General features: G+C 63.8%; 12 protein-coding genes. 6 read left to right on the top strand and 6 right to left on the bottom strand.

The features are described 5' to 3' along the window. Nucleotides 1-21: 21 nt before the first annotated feature. From AC1A0G_RS07970 to AC1A0G_RS07960, 3 genes are read right to left on the bottom strand one after another with little or no spacing between them, the layout of a single operon-like run. Nucleotides 22-1,494 carry an ABC transporter permease gene (locus AC1A0G_RS07970; RefSeq protein ID WP_476528731.1) on the bottom strand — a complete coding sequence of 491 codons (1,473 nt, stop codon included), beginning with the start codon at nucleotides 1,492-1,494 and terminating at the stop codon, nucleotides 22-24. After that, complete coding sequence (locus tag AC1A0G_RS07965; protein ID WP_476528729.1) at nucleotides 1,481-2,737, bottom strand: ABC transporter permease; 1,257 nt, start codon at nucleotides 2,735-2,737, stop codon at nucleotides 1,481-1,483. Before AC1A0G_RS07965 ends, AC1A0G_RS07970 begins: the two co-directional genes overlap by 14 nt. Before the next feature lie 42 nt (nucleotides 2,738-2,779). Then, nucleotides 2,780-3,760 carry an ABC transporter ATP-binding protein gene (locus tag AC1A0G_RS07960; protein WP_476528727.1) on the bottom strand — a complete coding sequence of 327 codons (981 nt, stop codon included), beginning with the start codon at nucleotides 3,758-3,760 and terminating at the stop codon, nucleotides 2,780-2,782. Nucleotides 3,761-4,006: 246 nt separating this feature from the next. Here AC1A0G_RS07960 and AC1A0G_RS07955 point away from each other — a divergent pair, with 246 nt between their 5' ends. Beyond that, nucleotides 4,007-5,218 carry a sensor histidine kinase gene (locus AC1A0G_RS07955; protein WP_476528725.1) on the top strand — a complete coding sequence of 404 codons (1,212 nt, stop codon included), beginning with the start codon at nucleotides 4,007-4,009 and terminating at the stop codon, nucleotides 5,216-5,218. A 9-nt stretch (nucleotides 5,219-5,227) separates the two neighbouring features. Continuing rightward, nucleotides 5,228-5,860 carry a response regulator transcription factor gene (locus tag AC1A0G_RS07950; RefSeq protein WP_476528723.1) on the top strand — a complete coding sequence of 211 codons (633 nt, stop codon included), beginning with the start codon at nucleotides 5,228-5,230 and terminating at the stop codon, nucleotides 5,858-5,860. A gap of 104 nt (nucleotides 5,861-5,964) precedes the next feature. Here the strand turns inward: AC1A0G_RS07950 and AC1A0G_RS07945 are convergent, their stop codons facing one another. The 3 genes from AC1A0G_RS07945 to AC1A0G_RS07935 form a co-directional block, all read right to left on the bottom strand. Then, nucleotides 5,965-6,588, bottom strand: a complete 624-nt coding sequence (locus tag AC1A0G_RS07945; protein ID WP_476528721.1) for a DUF47 domain-containing protein — start codon at nucleotides 6,586-6,588, stop codon at nucleotides 5,965-5,967. 36 nt (nucleotides 6,589-6,624) lie between these two features. Continuing rightward, nucleotides 6,625-7,677, bottom strand: coding sequence for an inorganic phosphate transporter (locus AC1A0G_RS07940; protein ID WP_476528719.1), 1,053 nt, complete (start codon nucleotides 7,675-7,677; stop codon nucleotides 6,625-6,627). Nucleotides 7,678-8,012: 335 nt separating this feature from the next. After that, nucleotides 8,013-10,490: a phosphoketolase gene (locus AC1A0G_RS07935; RefSeq protein WP_163230528.1), complete on the bottom strand. Its 2,478-nt coding sequence runs from the start codon at nucleotides 10,488-10,490 to the stop codon at nucleotides 8,013-8,015. A gap of 453 nt (nucleotides 10,491-10,943) precedes the next feature. On the opposite strand from AC1A0G_RS07935, the gene guaA reads away from it, so the two are divergent. The 4 genes from guaA (at nucleotide 10,944) to AC1A0G_RS07915 (ending at nucleotide 17,878) form a co-directional block, all read left to right on the top strand. After that, a complete protein-coding gene (gene guaA, locus AC1A0G_RS07930) occupies nucleotides 10,944-12,506 on the top strand; it encodes a glutamine-hydrolyzing GMP synthase (protein WP_214373469.1) in 1,563 nt (520 codons plus the stop codon). Between the two features lie 457 nt (nucleotides 12,507-12,963). Next, on the top strand, nucleotides 12,964-14,445 hold the full coding sequence (locus AC1A0G_RS07925) for a DUF1846 domain-containing protein (RefSeq protein WP_476528716.1): 1,482 nt from the start codon (nucleotides 12,964-12,966) through the stop codon (nucleotides 14,443-14,445). A 154-nt stretch (nucleotides 14,446-14,599) separates the two neighbouring features. Further along, complete coding sequence (gene pta / locus AC1A0G_RS07920; RefSeq protein ID WP_476528715.1) at nucleotides 14,600-16,273, top strand: phosphate acetyltransferase; 1,674 nt, start codon at nucleotides 14,600-14,602, stop codon at nucleotides 16,271-16,273. A gap of 375 nt (nucleotides 16,274-16,648) precedes the next feature. Then, entirely contained in the window at nucleotides 16,649-17,878 is a 1,230-nt protein-coding gene (locus tag AC1A0G_RS07915) for an acetate/propionate family kinase (RefSeq protein ID WP_476528714.1), read from the top strand. The last annotated feature ends 94 nt before the right edge of the window (nucleotides 17,879-17,972 follow it).

Below are 17,972 nucleotides of genomic sequence, written 5' to 3'. Positions count from 1 at the left end.
CGACGCCGCAGGGGATGCGTCTTACGCTTCCGCGAGCTGCGTCGTCGCGGCGGCCGCATCCGTGGGCCGCATCCTGCGCACCCGTCCCACGGCGAGCCCGATGCACACGAACGTCACCGCATACAGGGCGACGATGCCGATCCCGCCCATCCAGCCGACGGCATCCGCACCGCCCGCGCCGACGCCGAGCGCCGCGTCGATCGACGACGTGTACCACCAGCCGGGCGTCAGCCTGACGAACGGGATGATCGCGTCGGGCATCATGCTCACGGGGAACGCGATGCCCGACGTGAACAGGATGAGCAGCCCGAATACGTTGGCGAACCCGTTGGCGGCCGTGTCGGAGGCCCCGAATTCGCCGAGCATGAACCCGCAGGCCACGCACATGAGGCTGAACATGCACACCGAACCGAACGCCATCGCCACGCCGCCCGCCGGCAATGCGGCCGGATTCGCCCCGGCCGCCGCCGTCAGTCCCAGCGCGGCGATCAGATAGGCCACGCAGATCAGCAGCGCGAACACGCACAGCACGCCCATGCGTTTCAATCCGATCGACGCGCTGACCGGGGATGCCGTGAGCCTGCGCCGCAATTCGCCGGCGCCGAACACGCGGGCCACGAGGCTCACGCATACGCTCAGCGTGAGGAACAGCGGGTAGAGCGCGGTCTTCATCGTGTCGCCGAATCCGGAGGCGACCGGATTGACCGCGCCGGTGTCCCGTTCGTCCTGCGATTCGGTTTTCTCCACGGAGACCGGCCGGTTGACGTCCGTGTCGTGCGCGGTCTTCGCAGCGTTCCCGGCCGCGTCGCGCACATCGTCCATCGTCAGATCGGTCAGCGTGCCTTCCGGCAGCGAGTCGAAGTCGAACGTCGACGGGTCGATCGTGAGATTCGACCAGTCGCCGGCCGTTCCGGCATCCGGGCTTGCGGACGAACCGGCCTGCGCTCCCCCGCCGTTCACGGTGCCCGCCATGCGTTCATACCATGCCTTGAGTTCCGTCTGATCGACGTGCGCGTGCCCGCCGATCAACGCGATGCGGACGAGCGAGAGGAACCCGCTCACGTTCATGCCGCCGATCGTGCCGGCTCCCGACGTGTAGCTGGTGACCGTCTCGACCTGCGGCATGTCGCCGCCGGAACGTGCGGCCTTGAGGAACCGGTCGGCATAGCCGTCGGGGATGATGACGATGAGATCCGTCCAGTTCGAGGCGACGGCCTGCTGCAACGATTCGGAGTCGTCGTCCAGATCGACCAGCGTGGCGGATTCGGACAGATAGTCGCGCAAACAGTCGGCGATGCCGCCGCGGTTCGCATCCCGGTCGACGACGGCGACGTTGACCTTGGCCGGCTCGTACGTGTCGGCCACGGGCCGGTTGGCGGCGGTGATCTGCGACCAGCTGAGCGTGAACATCATGACGCCCATGAGCACGAGATAGATGATGATGTACGTGCGGTGCGCGAGCAGGACGCGCACGGTGGCCTTACAGGTGTTCATAACGTTGCCTCCTGAGCATGATCACGCCGGCCGCGAGAAACACTGCGCTCATCGCGAGCAGGATGACGCAGGTGCGGACGAACGGTTGGGTGCTGTCGTAATACATGAGCGAGTAGAACAGGTTGGTGACCTGTTGGGTGGGGTTGATGGCGGCGAGCAGCGGGGTCTTGCGCGAGATCAGGTCGCTCAATTCCATCGCGAACCCGCCGTACAGGCCGCTGAACAGCGACAGTCCGCAGGCGATCGCGGTGGATATGCCCTGTTTGACACCGTCCGTGAGTTTGGGGATCGCGCCGATCATCGTGCCGAACGAGCAGGTCATGAACGAGGCGACGAGCACGGCGAGCACGGCCAATGGTTCGCGTCCGCCGACCTCGATGCCGCACCCGTAGCGGATGTAGGCGAGCGCGACGAGCAGGCACGCGCATGCGCACAGCCATCCGGCGAGGAATCCGGCGAGCAGCTGTCTGGCGCGGCCGAGCGGCGCGACGGTGCGGCGGATGCCGAGTGCGGAGAGGTTCGCCTGCGAGGTGGTGACCGTATGGATCATGTACGACATGGCGAGCAGACAGGCCATGCCCATGAGCGCGTAGTAGTATCTGGCCATCACGTCGGGTTTGAAATTGGTGAGCGAGATCTCCTTCGTGCCGTTCACGGACGAACCGATGCCGTTCCAGAACGTGCGCGTGAGGGCGGCGGTCGGGTTGTCCTTGAGCGCGGACTTCACGGTCGCGCTGGTGCGGTTGTATTGGTCGATCACGTTGTCGAGCGCAGCCAGGGAGACGTCAAGTCCCACGTCCTGCGTGCCATTGTTGGCGGTGGCGACGGTGTCGGAACCGAGCGTGAGTTCGATGCGCCCGTCGTCGTCCGCGGCGATGATGCCGTCCGTCTTGCCTTGGTTCAGCAGGTCGCGGGCCTGCGATGCGGAATCGACCTTGGTGACGTCCAGCAGCCGTACGCCGATGTCGATGTCGCCGATCGCCGTGTCCGCGTTGTCACCGGTCTTGCCGCCGTCGGATTGGCCGGCGAGCGCGGCGATCAGCGTGTCCGCGCCGAGCGCGTTCGTCCAGTTCGTGTCCTGGACGACGGCGACGGGCACCGGGGTGATGCTCATGGCCTTGTCGAGTCCGCCGAACACGCCGTTGAACATGGTCGACAGCGCGATCGGGAACACGATGAGCCAGAACAGCGCGCTTTTGTCGCGCAGGTTCGATTTCAGGGTGACGATGAAGGTGCTCCACATGGTGTTCTCCTTTCCTTGCCGCACGCGGTCGGGAGCGTGCGCTCAGTCGCGCAGCGCCTTGCCGGTCAGTTCGAGGAACACGTCGTTGAGGCTCGGCGGCCGGCTGGTCAGGTGGCCGATGTTCGCGTTCGTCCCGCGCAGCACGCCGATCAGGTCGACGAGATTGTGGTCGCCGCGCCGGCATCGCACGGTCAGTTCGTGCCCGTCGTACGTCGCGTCGATCACGAAGGCGAGCGCGCGTACGGCCGCGAGCGCGTCGTCGCTCAGATCGAACGTTTCGATGGTGATCCGCTCCCCCGTGTCGATCATGGCTTTGAGTTCGTCGGCGGTGCCGAGCGCGAGGTGACGGCCGTGGTCCATGATGAGGATGCGGTCGCAGATCTGTTCGACCTCTTCCATGTAGTGGCTGGTGTAGATCACGGTCGCGCCGGCCTGGTTGAGCTTTTGGATGCCTTCGAGGATCGCGTTGCGGCTCTGCGGGTCGACGGCCACGGTCGGCTCGTCGAAGAAGATCAGGTCCGGCTTGTGCGCGATGCCGCAGGCGATGTTGAGTCGGCGCAGGAGGCCGCCGGAGAGTTTGCCGGAGCGGAACTTGCGGAACTCGTTGAGTCCGGCGAAGTCGATCGCCTCTTCGACGAGCGGTGCGCGGTCGGCTTTCTTCGGCACGTACAGCGAGCAGAAGTAGTCGATGTTTTCGGTGACGGTCAGTTCGTTGAACACGGCGACGTTCTGCGGGACGATGCCGATGCGGCGTTTGAGCGCATAGCTGGTCGGCGTCATCGGCTGACCGAACACGCGGATGGTGCCGGAATCGTAGGTGAGCAGCGCGAGGATGCAGTTGATGGCGGTGGTCTTGCCGGAGCCGTTGGGGCCGAGCAGACCGAAGATCTCGCCTTGGCTCACGTCAAGGTCGAAGTAGTCGAGCGCGACCATGTCGCCGTATCGTTTGACCAATTGGCTGACGTGGACGGCCGGTGTGTTGTCGGTCATGTCCGTTCCTTTCCTTGGGGGTGGTTTCATCATCGCGCGTCGGCGGCGGTGACACCACAGCTATCCGTCACGACTTGGGCGCTTGTCCGTGACATTTGTCACGGGTTTGCCGGTTCCCGGGATTTCCGGCGGAAGATCCCGGGAACCAGCCCCCCTGTTCGGTTTTTCCCGCAATCGTTGGAATGCTGCCGGTCGCAATGTGCGCAATGTTCGATTATGTGCGTGTGACGGTTCCCGGGATGTTCCTGTCGAATCCCGGGAACCGGCTACCATGGGGGCATGCTCATCTTGCTGGACAAAGCGCTGCTCCTGGCCTGTTCGACGGCCATGGCGGCGGTCTCCGGCGTTGATGTGCTCTCGCTGGTCGGCCTGTTGGCCGCGATCTCCCTGTCGTACCTGACCGAATGGCTGATGGCGCGACGCGGCGCCATGGCGACCGTGCCGGCGCTCGTCTTGATGACGGCTTCCTTGCTCGTGCCGGGCTGGTGCGTGTTCATGCCGGTCGTCGCCTATGACTTGGCGCGTCTGCCGTCGATGCTGCATGATGCGCGTGCGGACCGGCTGATCAGATGGCTGCTGCCGGTGGCGCCGGTGGCCGTCGCGATGGTTCGGACGGCTGCCGTCGCCGACCGTCTGATGCTGCTCGTGGCCGCTGTGGTCACCGTGATCGGTCTGATGCTGGGCGTGTCGCGTGCGACGGCGATGCGTCTGCGCCTGTCGTTGCGGCGCACGCAGGATCTTGCCCGTGACGGCAATCGCGTCAACCGCCGCCGCATGGCCGATGTCGCCGAGGAACGCGCCCAGTCGGTGCGTATGGCGACCTTGGGCGAACGCACGCGCATCGCCCGCGAGATCCATGACAACGTCGGTCATCTGCTCACCCGCGCGATCATGCAGGCGCAGGCCGGCAAGGCGGTGGCCGATGCGACGGGCGACACGGTCGCCGCGCAAGGATTCGGCGCATTGCACGGCACGTTGGATGAGGCGATGACGATGGTGCGTCGCTCCGTGCATGATCTGGAGGATGACGGCACGGATTTCGTCGCGCAGATCGCGGACGCGGCGCACTCGTTCGGCGAGACGTCCGCCGGGTTCACGGTGACCCTGTCGAACGAGATCACGGATGCGCCGGCGCCGGTGACGCGCTGTTTCGCCGCGGTGATCCGCGAGTCGTTGTCGAATGTGGCGCGGCACAGCGACGCGAATGTCGCGACGGTCACGCTGCGTGATTTTCCGGCGATCTGGCAGCTGATCGTCGAAGATCCGGGGCCGGCGAAGCCTGAGTCCTCCCGCCATGCCGAATCCGACCCCGAGGCGATGCGCGGCATGGGGCTGGCCGATATCGACGCCCGTGTGCGTGCGCTTGACGGCATGGCGTCGTGCGGCCCGTATCACGACGGTTGGCGTGTGTTCGTCACGATTCCCAAACGGCGCTGGACGTACCATGAAGCTGAGGGGAAGCATGACGAAGCTGTTGGTCGGAGCGCGTAAGGAGCTGACATGAGAACGGCGATTGTGGACGACGATCCGATCGTATGCCAGTCGTTGGCGACGATTCTGACGGCGACGCATGTGTCGGACGTGCTGTGGACGGCGAACGACGGCAATGCGGCGACGACGGAGTATTTCCGCTCGCCGTCGAGCCGACCGGACGTGCTGCTCATCGACGTGCAGATGCCCGGCAAGGACGGGCTGACGGCGGCCCGGGAGATTCTCGCGAAGGACCCGGCCGCGAAGATCCTGTTCCTGACCACGTTCGCGGACAAGTCGTATATCACGCAGGCGGTGGCGTTGGGCGCGCGTGGCTATCTCATCAAACAGGATGTCGCGTCGGTCGGACCGGCGTTGCAGGCGGTGATGGCCGGGCAGATCGTGCTCGGCGCCGAAGTGCTCGGCAAACTGTCCGAATCGGAATCCCCTGCCAAGGCCGACCGTGAGGCGTTCGCCATGCTGCCCGACCGCGATCTCGACATCGTCGCGCTGGTCGCCGAGGGACTCGACAACCGCGACATCGCCGCCAGACTGTTCCTGAGCGAGGGCACGGTGCGCAACCGCATCAGCGGCATCCTCGACAAGCTGGGACTGACGAACCGCACCCAGCTCGCGATCCTATGGCTCAACGCCCACCGCTGATTGTCCGTCCTTTCTCGGTCCGACGCCACCATGTCATTTCGAGCGAGGCAAAGCCGAGTCGAGAAATCTGTTCAGAGCTGACGACCGTCCACCAATGACTATCGTCAGCTGTTCTTCATCACGATGCTGTCGACGGTGTCGGCCACATGCTCGCAGTCGTCGGCGCACTGTTCGAGGTGACGGTACACGTCATGCCAAGCGAACACCTGCATCGGATCGTCGCAGGTGGTGTGCAGGGTGCGCATCGCCTCGATGAACACATGGTCGGCGTCGGTTTCGATGGTGTTGATGTCGAACACGAGTTCGCGCAACGTCTTGGAGCGCTTGAACTGCGGCAGTTGAGCGACAAGCTCCGCGATCCGCTCGCAGGCGCGCACGACCATGTCGGCCATCTCGAGCGCGTCCTCGCGCATCACGGTCACGTTGTCGTAGTACATGCGGTCGAGCACGCCTTCGATGCTGTCGGTGACGTTGTCGAGGATGTGGCTCAGTTCGGCGATGTCCTCGCGGTCGAACGGCGTGATGAACGCGGTCACCAGTTCGTCGAGCATCCGGTGGCGCACCTCGTCGGCGGACTGCTCGATGCGGTGCATGTCGTCCATCCGCTCACGCAGCCGCGTCGGGTCGAACGCGTGCATCACGTCGCTCAGCAGGTGCGCGGCCTGGCAGGCGTAGTCGGCGCTTTGCTTGAAGCCGTCGAAATAGAACGAGTCGTTTTTCCTTGCCATTGGGGTTTCCTCCTGAACTTACTCGGATACGGCGGTTTAGAACACGAACATGAACAGTTTGGCCATGACGAAGCTGATGATGCCGCAGCCGGGGAACGTGAACACCCAGGTGAGCATCATGTCGCGCACCACGCCGAAGTTGATGGCCGACAGGCGACGGACCGCGCCGACGCCCATGATGGCGCTGGTCTTGGTGTGCGTGGTGGAGACGGGGATGCCGAGCACGGTCATGAGCAGCAGGCACAGCGCGCTCGACAGGTCGGCGGAGAATCCTTGGTATTTTTCGAGGCGGACCATGTCCTGACCGACGGATTTGATGATCTTCTCGCCGCCGACGGAGGTGCCGACGCCCATGATCGTGCTGCACAGGATCATGAGCCACACGGGGATGACCACGCCCGCCACGCTCGGCTGGCCGTTGCAGAACGCCATGCCGAGGAACAGCACGCCGATGAACTTCTGGCCGTCCTGCGCGCCGTGCATGAAGCTCATCGCGGCCGCGCCGACGATCTGCGCATAGGTGAAGAACCCGTTGGTGCGGCGGCGATCGAGACTCGCGCAGATCAGCGTGACGGCCTTGCACACGATCCATCCCATGCCGAATCCGATGAGCAGACTGGCCACGAGGCCGTAGAGCACCTTGACCCATTCGCCCATGTTGATGCCGCCCATGCCGCCCTGGATGGCGATGGCCGCGCCGGACAGGCCGGCGATAAGGCTGTGGCTTTCCGACGTGGGGATGCCGAGCATGGATGCACCGACGCTGTAGATGACGATGGAGAACAATGCCGCGCACAGGGCGATGAGCGCGGCGTGCGTGTCGCCGCCGAAGTCGACCATGGTGGAGATGGTGGAGGCGACCGACGCGTTGAGCTGCGTCATGAGGAACACGCCGAGGAAGTTGAGCACGGCGGCCATGATGACGGCCGAACGCACGCGCATGCACCGGGTGGTCACGCAGGTGGCGATGGCGTTGGGCGCGTCGGTCCATCCGTTGACGAAGATGACGCCAAGCGTCAGCAACGTTGTCACGGCCAATGCGGGATTGGAAAGCACCTGTTGGACGAAATACGACAGGGACACATCCACGGGGAATCGGTCCTTCTTCTTCGAGGGGCGGGAATCGAACAGTCCGATTGTATACGATACGTGGCTACGTAGTCACATCATCCGTGTCGTGTTGCGATCGTTGTGCCATCGCCTACGGCCGATCCACCTTTCGTGACGCGGAGCGTGACCGGGATCGGGCCATCCAATGTCATCAAACCTTCGAACCATTGAAAAATAAGGGTTTTGCGGCATCAACGGTGTATTGCGCCCGATCCCGGTCACGCTCCGCGTCACGGTGTGTTGCGATAAAAAAACGCTCCCCGAGATTTCCCTCGGGGAGCGTTGCTCCTTATGACCTAGCGATCAGGCTATCGTCACTCGTTGTCGCCGGCGGTGGCGGCGGTGGCGGTGATGGCGCCCTTCTCCTCGGTGTTCAGGCCGGAGTACACCCAGTCGGTGTAGTCCGGGTGATCGTAGCCGTTGTCGACCGCGAACTGGAAGGCTTCCTGACGGAAGGCCTCGAGCTCGGCGATCTTGTCGGCGTACTTGTCGGCGTCGATCATGCGCAGGGCCTCGGCGGTCAGCTCGTAACGATCGATGCGGTTCACGCGAACCATGTCGTACGGCGTGGTGGTGGAGCCTTCCTCCTCGTAGCCGTGGACGTTGAAGTTGTCGTGGTTCGGGCGATCGTAGATCAGGCCGCGCACGTCGTGAGCGTAGGAGTGGTACGCGAACAGCACCGGCTTATCGGCGGTGAAGATGTCGGCGAACTCCTCGTCGGTCAGGGCCTCGTCGTTCTCCTTGGCGGACTGCAGGGAGAGCAGATCAGCCACGTTGACGACCTTGAACTTGATGCCCAGTTCCTTCAGCTTGTCGGAGGCGGCCATGATCTCCTGAGTCGGGACATCGCCGGCGGCGGCAAGCACGACCTCGGCCTCATCGTTGGTCTTCGCGGTGGAAGCCCAATCCCAAGCGGCGGCACCCTTCTCGAGCTCGGCGCGAGCCTCGTCGAGGGTCAGCCAAGTGGCGGCCGGCTGCTTGCCGGCGATGATGGCGTTGATCTTGTTGGTGGACTTGTAGCACTTCTCGGCGATGGCCAGCAGCATGTTCGCGTCGGTCGCGAAGTAGATGCCGATGACGTGGTCGTTGTGGAAGCACTTGTTCAGCAGGACGGAGGTGACACCCGGGTCCTGGTGCGAGAAGCCGTTGTGATCCTGACGCCACACGTGCGAGGAGACCAGCAGGTTCATGGAGGCGATCGGCTTGCGCCACGGGATCTCGCGAACGGTAGCCTCAAGCCACTTGGCGTGCTGGTTGAGCATGGAGTCGATCACGTGCACGAAGGACTCGTAGGAGCTCCAGATGCCGTGACGGCCGGTGAGCAGGTAGGCCTCAAGGAAGCCTTCCATCTGGTGCTCGGACAGCTGCTCGACGACCTGGCCGGAGACGTGCATGTGCTCGTCGACCTCGTCGGAGATGTAACCGGCATCCCACTGCTTGTTGGTGACCTCGTAAGAGGCCTGCAGACGGTTGGAGGCGGTCTCATCCGGTCCGAAGATGCGGAAGTCGTGCATGTTGCGGGCGATGATGTCGCGGGTGTAGGCGCCGAGGGTACGGGTGGCCTCGAGCTGGCCCCAGCCGTGGCCGTACTTCTTGACTTCCTTGACCTCGTAGTCCTCGAGGTTCGGCAGGTCCAGATCCTTGCGGATCACGCCGCCGTTGGCGTTCGGGTTGGCACCGATACGCAGCTCGCCCTTCGGCATGAAGGCGGTGACGTCTTCCTTCACGGCGCCGTTCTCGTCGAACAGCTCCTCCGGCTTGTAGGACTCGAGCCAGTTCTTGAGAACCTCGAAGTGGGCCTCGGTATCGCGGGCGGAAGCCAGCGGCACCTGGTGCGAACGCCAGGAGCCCTCGGTCTTCTTGCCGTCGATGTACTTCGGGCAGGTCCAGCCCTTCGGGGTGCGGAAGATGAGCATCGGGTAGAACGGACGATGCACGTTGTCGGTCTGGGCGGTCGCCTTGATGTCGCAGATCTCGTCCCAGATGGTCTCCCACAGCTCGGCGAAGCGGCGGTGGATGGACATGTGGTCCTCATCGTCGAAGCCGGCGACGAACTCGTACGGCTCGTAGCCCATGCCGTGGAAGAACTCGTGGAGCTCTTCGTCGGAGATGCGCGACAGGATGGTCGGGTTGGCGATCTTGTAGCCGTTGAGGTGCAGGATCGGCAGCACGATACCGTCGGTGCGCGGGTTCACGAGCTTGTTGGACTGCCAACCGGTGGCCAGCGGGCCGGTCTCGGCCTCACCGTCGCCGACGATGGCCGGCACAAACAGGGACGGGTTGTCCATGATGGCGCCGTAAGCGTGGGACAGGGCGTAACCCAGCTCGCCACCCTCGTGGATGGAGCCCGGGGTCTCCGGAGCGAAGTGGGACGGAATGCCGCCCGGGTAGGAGAACTGACGGAAGAACTTCTGCAGACCAGCCTCGTCCTTGGTGATCTTCGGGAAGGTCTCGGTGTAGGTGCCGTCCAGGTAGGACTGGGAGGTACCGGCCGGGCCGCCGTGGCCCGGGCCCATGATGATCACGGTGTTCTGGCCGTGGTCGGCGATGAAGCGGTTGATGTGGCCGATGAGGAAGTTCAGGCCCGGAGTGGTGCCCCAGTGGCCAACCAGACGGTGCTTGACGTCCTCACGGGTGAACGGCGCCTTCATCAGCGGGTTGGAACGCAGATAGATCTGGCCGATGGAAAGGTAGTTGGCGGCGCGCCAGTACTTGTCAACGCCTTCGAGGGCTTCCTCGGAAACTGGAGCGTTGAGCTTCTTCCAAGGGGTGCCAATAACAGGACTCGTCATATGTACTCCTGTACTCCTGCACTGTGTTGTGCGATTGATTGTTATCGGTAGGTCATGGGCCGTGCCGAACCTTGCGATTTAGCCGTGCTCAATCCCAATCACTTGGCATCATACGATCGAAGCCCGACTTTTGGCCGATTTTTTGCGTGTGTGTTCGTAATTGTTAGAAAAAATTCCGGTTTTGTTTGCTTTTCATGGTCATTTTGTGAACACGCGGTTTACCCTATCGTAACCCGGAAACGGCTCCATTCCGCGCGAAAACAGCATCTCGAACCGTTTCGCCGCGTTCGTTTCAGCCGATAGACACGCGCGTGTTGTTCAACTGAACATAACGCGATGTCACATTGCGGTCACCTACTTGACCAGCGTGGCGATACGGCCCAATGTCGCCTTGCGCCGCCACAATGGATCTGTTATCCGTCCGTCAGTCATCTCGTTATATAAGGGAGAATTATGGCAACAGGTCCTGTGCTCGTCGTCGACTTCGGAGCCCAGTACGCCCAGCTCATCGCGCGCCGCGTGCGCGAGGCCGGCGTGTACTCCGAACTCGTGCCCCATTCCATGCCCGCGGACGAGATCCTCGCCAAGGATCCCAAGGCCATCATCCTGTCCGGCGGCCCGGCCTCCGTCTTCGAGCCGGGTGCCCCGCGCGTCGACACGAAGCTGTTCGACGCCGGCGTCCCCGTGCTCGGCATCTGCTACGGTTTCCAGGCAATGGCCTACGCGCTCGGCGCCGACGTCGACAAGGCCGCGCTCGGCGAATACGGCAAGACCGAAACCACGATCGACCACGCGGACGGCATCCTCGCCGGCTCCCCGGCCGAACAGAACACGTGGATGAGCCACGGCGTCGCCGTCAAGACCGCGCCCGCCGGCTTCGAGGTCCTCGCCCACACCGAAGGCGCACCCGTCGCCGCCATGCAGGACGAATCCCGCAAGCTCTACGGCGTGCAGTGGCACCCCGAAGTCAAGCACACCCCGATGGGCCAGCAGCTCATCGAAACCTTCCTCCACCAGTGCGCCGGTCTGCCCAACGACTGGGACGCCTCCAGCATCATCGAAGACCAGGTCAAGAAGATCCGCGAACAGGTCGGCGACGCCGAAGTGATCTGCGGCCTGTCCGGCGGCGTGGACTCCGCCGTCGCGGCCGCCCTCGTGCACAAGGCCGTCGGCGACCAGCTCACCTGCGTGTTCGTCGACCACGGCCTGCTCAGGAAGGGCGAAGTCGAGCAGGTCAAGCACGACTTCGTCGCCGCCACCGGCATCCGTCTGATCACCGTCGACGCGGCCGACGACTTCCTCACCGCCTTGAAGGGCGTCTCCGAACCGGAGAAGAAGCGCAAGATCATCGGCGAGAAGTTCATCCGCACCTTCGAAAAGGCCCAGCGCCAGGTCCTCGAAGAGGCCGGCGCACGCGGCAAGGAAGTCAAGTTCCTCGTGCAGGGCACGCTGTATCCGGACGTCGTCGAATCCGGCGGCGGCGACGGCGCGGCCAACATCAAGAGCCACCACAACGTCGGCGGCCTGCCCAAGGACCTCAAGTTCCAGCTCGTCGAACCGCTGCGAACCCTGTTCAAGGACGAGGTGCGCGCCATCGGCACCGAACTCGGACTGCCCGACGAGATCGTCTGGCGCCAGCCGTTCCCGGGCCCGGGCCTCGGCATCCGCATCATCGGCGAAATCACCAAGGAACGCCTCGACCTGCTGCGCGAAGCCGACGCCATCGCCCGCGAGGAACTCACCAAGGCCGGCCTCGACCGCGACATCTGGCAGTGCCCCGTCGTGCTCCTCGCCGACGTCCACTCCGTCGGCGTCCAGGGCGACGAGCGCACCTATGGCTCCCCCATCGTCCTGCGCCCCGTCTCTTCCGAAGACGCCATGACCGCCGACTGGTCGCGCCTGCCCTACGACGTCCTCGCCACGATCTCCACGCGCATCACCAACGAATGCCGCCAGATCAACCGCGTCGTGCTGGACTGCACCTCCAAGCCCCCGGCAACCATCGAATGGGAGTGAAATTCGGCGATGCGTGCGTATACCGACTTTCTTCGGCGCTCGACGTGCTCAGCACGCCTTCGGCCTCAGACGTCGGTCTCCGCACGCATCGCCGAATTTCACCGGATGACGGAGCGTTAGCTGCGTTGCGGGAGACTCGACGTACCTTCGCACGCCTTCGTCTCCCGCGCCTTGCTACCGCACACGTCATCACATTATTCCTCTCAGACAAGTGTCCTCGTCGTTGCTCCTCGGTCGGCGTACTGAGTACGTCTTCCCTCGGTGCGCCTAGAGGCCGCACACGTTGTTCAATTATTCCTTCGGAAACCTTCATAAGATGGTCCTTGCCGGTTGAAGGAACGTAGCAAGAAGCGGGTCGGAATCGTTGTGGTTCCGACCCGCTTTTGCATGTCGCGACCGGAGCGGTTTTCCGGTATAATCCTTGCGTTTACGACGACATCGAAAAGGGTGGGCGACCATGCGACAGGGATTCGACAACGACAAGTACATCGCGCTGCAGGCCGACAACATCAAAAAGCGCATCGCGCAGTTCGGCGGCAAGCTGTATCTGGAATTCGGCGGCAAGCTGTTCGACGACTACCATGCGTCGCGCGTGCTGCCCGGCTTTGAGCCGGACACCAAGTTCCGCATGCTCGACAGCATGAAGCAGGACGTGGAGATCGTCATCGCGATCAACGCCAATCACATCGAAAAGGCCAAGATGCGCGGCGATCTCGGCATCACCTACGACGAGGACGTGCTGCGCCTGATCGATGTGTTCCGCTCACGCGGCTTCCACGTCGGCTCGGTCGTGCTCACGCAGTACGCGAACCAGCCGGCCGCCGACGTCTACCGCCGCCGTCTCGCCCAGCTCGGCATCACCTGCCATCTGCACTACCCCATCGCCGGCTATCCGCACGACATCGAACGCATCGTGTCGCCGGAAGGCTACGGCCGCAACGACTACATCGAGACCAGCCGGCCGCTCGTCGTCGTCACCGCGCCCGGCCCCGGCTCGGGCAAGCTCGCCACCTGCCTGTCGCAGCTCTACCACGAGCATCAGCGCGGCATCACGGCCGGCTATGCGAAATACGAGACGTTCCCGATCTGGAACCTGCCGCTCAACCATCCGGTCAACATCGCATACGAGGCGGCCACCGTCGACCTCGACGACGCGAACATCATCGACCCGTTCCATCTCGAGGCATACGGCAAGACGACGGTCAACTACAACCGCGACGTCGAGGCGTTCCCCGTACTCAAGGCCATGATGGAACGGATCATGGGCAAAAGCCCCTACCAAAGCCCCACCGACATGGGCGTGAACATGGCCGGCTACGCGATCTCGGACGACGATGCATGCCGCGAGGCCGCGAAGATGGAAATCGTGCGGCGCTATTTCACGGCCGCCGAACAGCTCAAACGCACCGGCACCGGCGAGGAACAGGTCGAGCGTCTCCGTTCGATCATGCAGCGCGCCGGCGTGGACGAGAACCTGTCGCCGGCGCGTGCGGCCGCGTTGCGCAAAGAGGAGCTGACCGGCGCCCCGGCCGGCGCGATGGTGCTGCCGGACGGCCGCGTGGTCACCGGCAAGACCGGCGTGCTCATGGGAACGGCCAGCGCGCTGCTCATGAACGCGCTCAAAGCCGTGACCGGCGTGGACGCGGAACTGCCGGTGATCGACGACAACACGATCGAACCGATCTGCCGGCTCAAGACCGAGCATCTCAACAGCATGAACCGCCGTCTGCATTCTGACGAGACGCTGATCGCGCTGTCGATCACCAGCTCCGTCAGTCCGCTCGCCGCCAAGGTGATCGCCGGACTGGAACAGTTGCGCGGCTGCGACGCGTTCTTCTCGGTCATCCTCTCCCCGACCGACGAGGCGCTGTACCGCAAGCTCGGCATCAACGTGTGCTGCGAACCGAAGTACGAGCGCGTAAGCCTCTACCACAAGTAATCGCGTGCTCCGGCGACGAAGTTTTGCCCCGCAAGTGTGACGCAGGTCACATTGCGGGGCAAACCGTATCCGCAACTGCCACGTACTAGAATGATCGGTAAGTGTGAACAGCGTGGTCACACGGCAGCATCATTCCCAAGCAAGGAGTTTCACTGTGGCAGTCACCAACATCTACATCGCCTCTCCCGAAGGGGCCAACGGCCGCAACGTCGTCGCATACGGCGTGCTCAAGGCGTTGACCACCAAGTACAAGACCGCGGTGTTCCGTCCTGCCGTGTCCAACCACGACCACTTCACGCCGATCCTGCTGAACGCATCGAACGCCGGCCTCGGCGTGGCGCTGTCCTCCGGACTCGACATCCACAAGGTGCGCCGCGACAAGGAGGCATCGCGCGGCGACATCGTCGCGGCGTTCGACGATGCGATGAGCGTCTCGCGCGCCGACGCGGCGCTGATCGTCGGCACCGACAAATCGCACGTCAACGATCCGACCGCCTACGAGTTCAATGCGAACATCGCCGCCGATCTGCAGGCCGGCGTCTTCCTCGCCGTGTGCACGATCGACCGCTGGCCCGACGAGCTGCGCGAGACCGTGCAGCTGTCGATCGAAGGCATGGAGGCCGCCGGCAACAAGGTGCTCGGCATCTTCGTGACCGGCTGCGACCCGCGTCATTCGGTGTTCGTCAAGAACACGCTCGCCGAGTTCGGTCTGCCGGTGTGGACCATCCCGCAGACCCCGTTCACCGAGGCGTCGCAGGCAGACGCCGCGCTCAAGGCGTTCCAGGACAACGTGCCGACCGAAGAGGTGCTCAAGGCGCTCGACGTCGACATCGACTTCCCCGTCACCTCGTACGCGTTCCAGCACAGCCTGCTCGGCCGCGCGAAAGTCAACAAGAAGACGATCGTGCTGCCCGAAGGCGAGGAAGACCGCATCCTCAAGGCTGCCGACTACCTGCTCGAACGCGAGGTCGCGAACCTCATCATCGTGGGCGAACGCGACGCGATCCTCGCCCGCGGGGCCAAACTCGGGCTGCATTCGCTCGACAAGGCACGCTTCCAGTCGATGAACGACGAGAACATCGTCAAGCCGATGGTCGCCAAGCTGTGCGAGCTGCGCGCCAAGAAGGGCATGACCGAGGACCAGGCGCGCCAGCAGCTCAAGGACGCGAGCTACTTCGGCACGATGCTCGTCGTGCTCGGCTACGCCGACGGCCTCGTCTCCGGTTCGGTCAACTCCACGGCGAACACCGTGCGCCCTGCCCTGCAGGTCATCAAGACCAAGCCCGGCCAGTCGCTCGTCTCCGGCTCGTTCCTCATGTGCTTCAAGGATCATGTGGCCGTGTTCGCCGACTGTGCGATCAACTTGAACCCGACCGCCGAACAGCTGGCCGACATCGCCATCCAGTCCGCCGAGACCGCGAAGGCGTTCGGCATCGAACCGAAGGTCGGCATGCTCTCCTACTCCACGCTCGGCTCGGGCAAGGGACCGGACGTGGACGTCGTCGAGGAGGCCACCCGCATCGTCAAGGAGAAGGCCCCGGATCTGCCGGTCGTCGGCTCCATCCAGTTCGACGCCGCATGGTCGCCGACCGTGGCCGCCACCAAGGCCAAGGGCAACGACGTCGCCGGCCACGTGAACGTGTTCGTGTTCCCCGACCTGTGCGCCGGCAATATCGGATACAAGGCCGTGCAGCGCTCCTCCGGGGCCCTCGCCATCGGCCCGGTGCTGCAGGGCCTCAACAAGCCGGTCAACGACCTGTCGCGCGGCGCGCTCGTGCAGGACATCATCAACACGATCGCCCTCACCGCCATCGAAGCCCAGCAATAGCCCCTTCCCCTCACCCCGGTTTCGCGGGTGCCCGTGTTGGGATGAGGGTGTTGCGCTGCCGACACGCTCTGGGCCGCTCGGCCAAGTCTTACGGTCTGCAGCGCAATATCCCAACCCAACACTCGTATACAGGAAACGTTCCGTTATCGTCGAGGCGAGTGGTCTGCTGGTGATGTGCGATGCCGGACCGTAAGACTTGGGCGAGCGCCCTGGAGCGTGTTCGGCGTCGCACATCACCAGCAGACCACGGACATACCCGCCAGTCGGTCACGAACATCAGACTCAACGAAACGATTTGTAGCAAGCAACGAGTAGTCTGAAGATTTGGAAAGCCGCGTTTTCGCGGCACGGCAAACAATATGGAGGATGCCCACAATGGCGAAAACCGTCCTTGTCATCAATTCCGGTTCCAGCTCGATCAAGTACCAGCTGGTTGATCTCGAGTCCGGCGAAGGTATCGCCTCCGGCCTCGTCGAGAAGATCGGCGAGCCGGTCGATGGCCACTACAAGCACGAGTACAACGGCGAGAAGCACGAGCTCGAGGAGCCGATCCACGATCACGAGCAGGGCTTGAAGCGTGTGCTCGGCTTCTTCGAGGAGTACGGCCCGAAGCTCGCCGACGCGAACATCGTCGCCGTCGGCCACCGCGTGGTCCAGGGTGGCTCCCTCTTCCCGAAGCCGGCCCTGGTCAACGACAAGACCATCAACGCCGTCAAGGATCTGGCCGTGCTCGCCCCGCTGCACAACGGCCCGGAGGCCAAGGGCGCCGAGGTCATGCGCTCCCTGCTGCCGGACGTGCCGCAGATCTTCGTGTTCGACTCCTCCTTCTTCTTCCAGCTGCCGAAGGCATCCAGCACCTACGCGCTGAACAAGGAGATCGCCGACCAGTACCACATCCGCCGTTACGGCGCCCACGGCACCTCCCACGAGTTCATCTCCTCCGTGGTGCCGGAAGTCATCGGCAAGCCGGCCGAGGGATTGAAGCAGATCGTCCTGCACATCGGCAACGGAGCCTCCGCCTCCGCCGAGATCTCCGGCAAGCCGGTCGAGACCTCCATGGGTCTGACCCCGCTCGAGGGCCTCATGATGGGCGGCCGCACCGGCGACATCGACCCGGCCGTCGTCTTCCACCTCATCCGCAACGCCCACATGAACGTGGACGAGCTGGATGCCCTGTTCAACAAGCGTTCCGGCATGATGGGCATGACCGGCTTCGGCGATCTGCGCGAGGTGCACCGTCTGGTGGCCGAGGGCAATGAGGACGCCAAGCTGGCGCTCGACGTGTACGTGCACCGCATCGTCGGCTACATCGGCAACTACACCGCTCAGATGGGTGGCGTGGACGTGATCACCTTCACCGCCGGCGTCGGCGAGAACGACGACATCGTGCGCAAGATGGTGTGCGACAAGCTCGCCCCGTTCGGCGTCAAGCTCGACGAGGAGAAGAACGCGAAGCGCTCCAAGGAGCCGCGCGTCATCTCCACCCCGGATTCGTCCGTGGTCATCGCCGTGATCCCGACCAACGAGGAGCTGGCCATCGCCCGCAAGTCCGCCGCCATCGCGGAAGCCGGCGAGGACACCTACGGCAACAAGTTCGCCAAGTGAGTCTGATACTGATCTGACAGATCCCCAGATATGGCAAAAAACGGCCCGGCGGTTCAATCTTGAACCGCCGGGCCGTTTCATATGCGACGCCACA

This window comes from Bifidobacterium sp. LH_230 (assembly GCF_056357555.1).
This window is presented reverse-complemented; position numbering and strand designations above follow the sequence as displayed.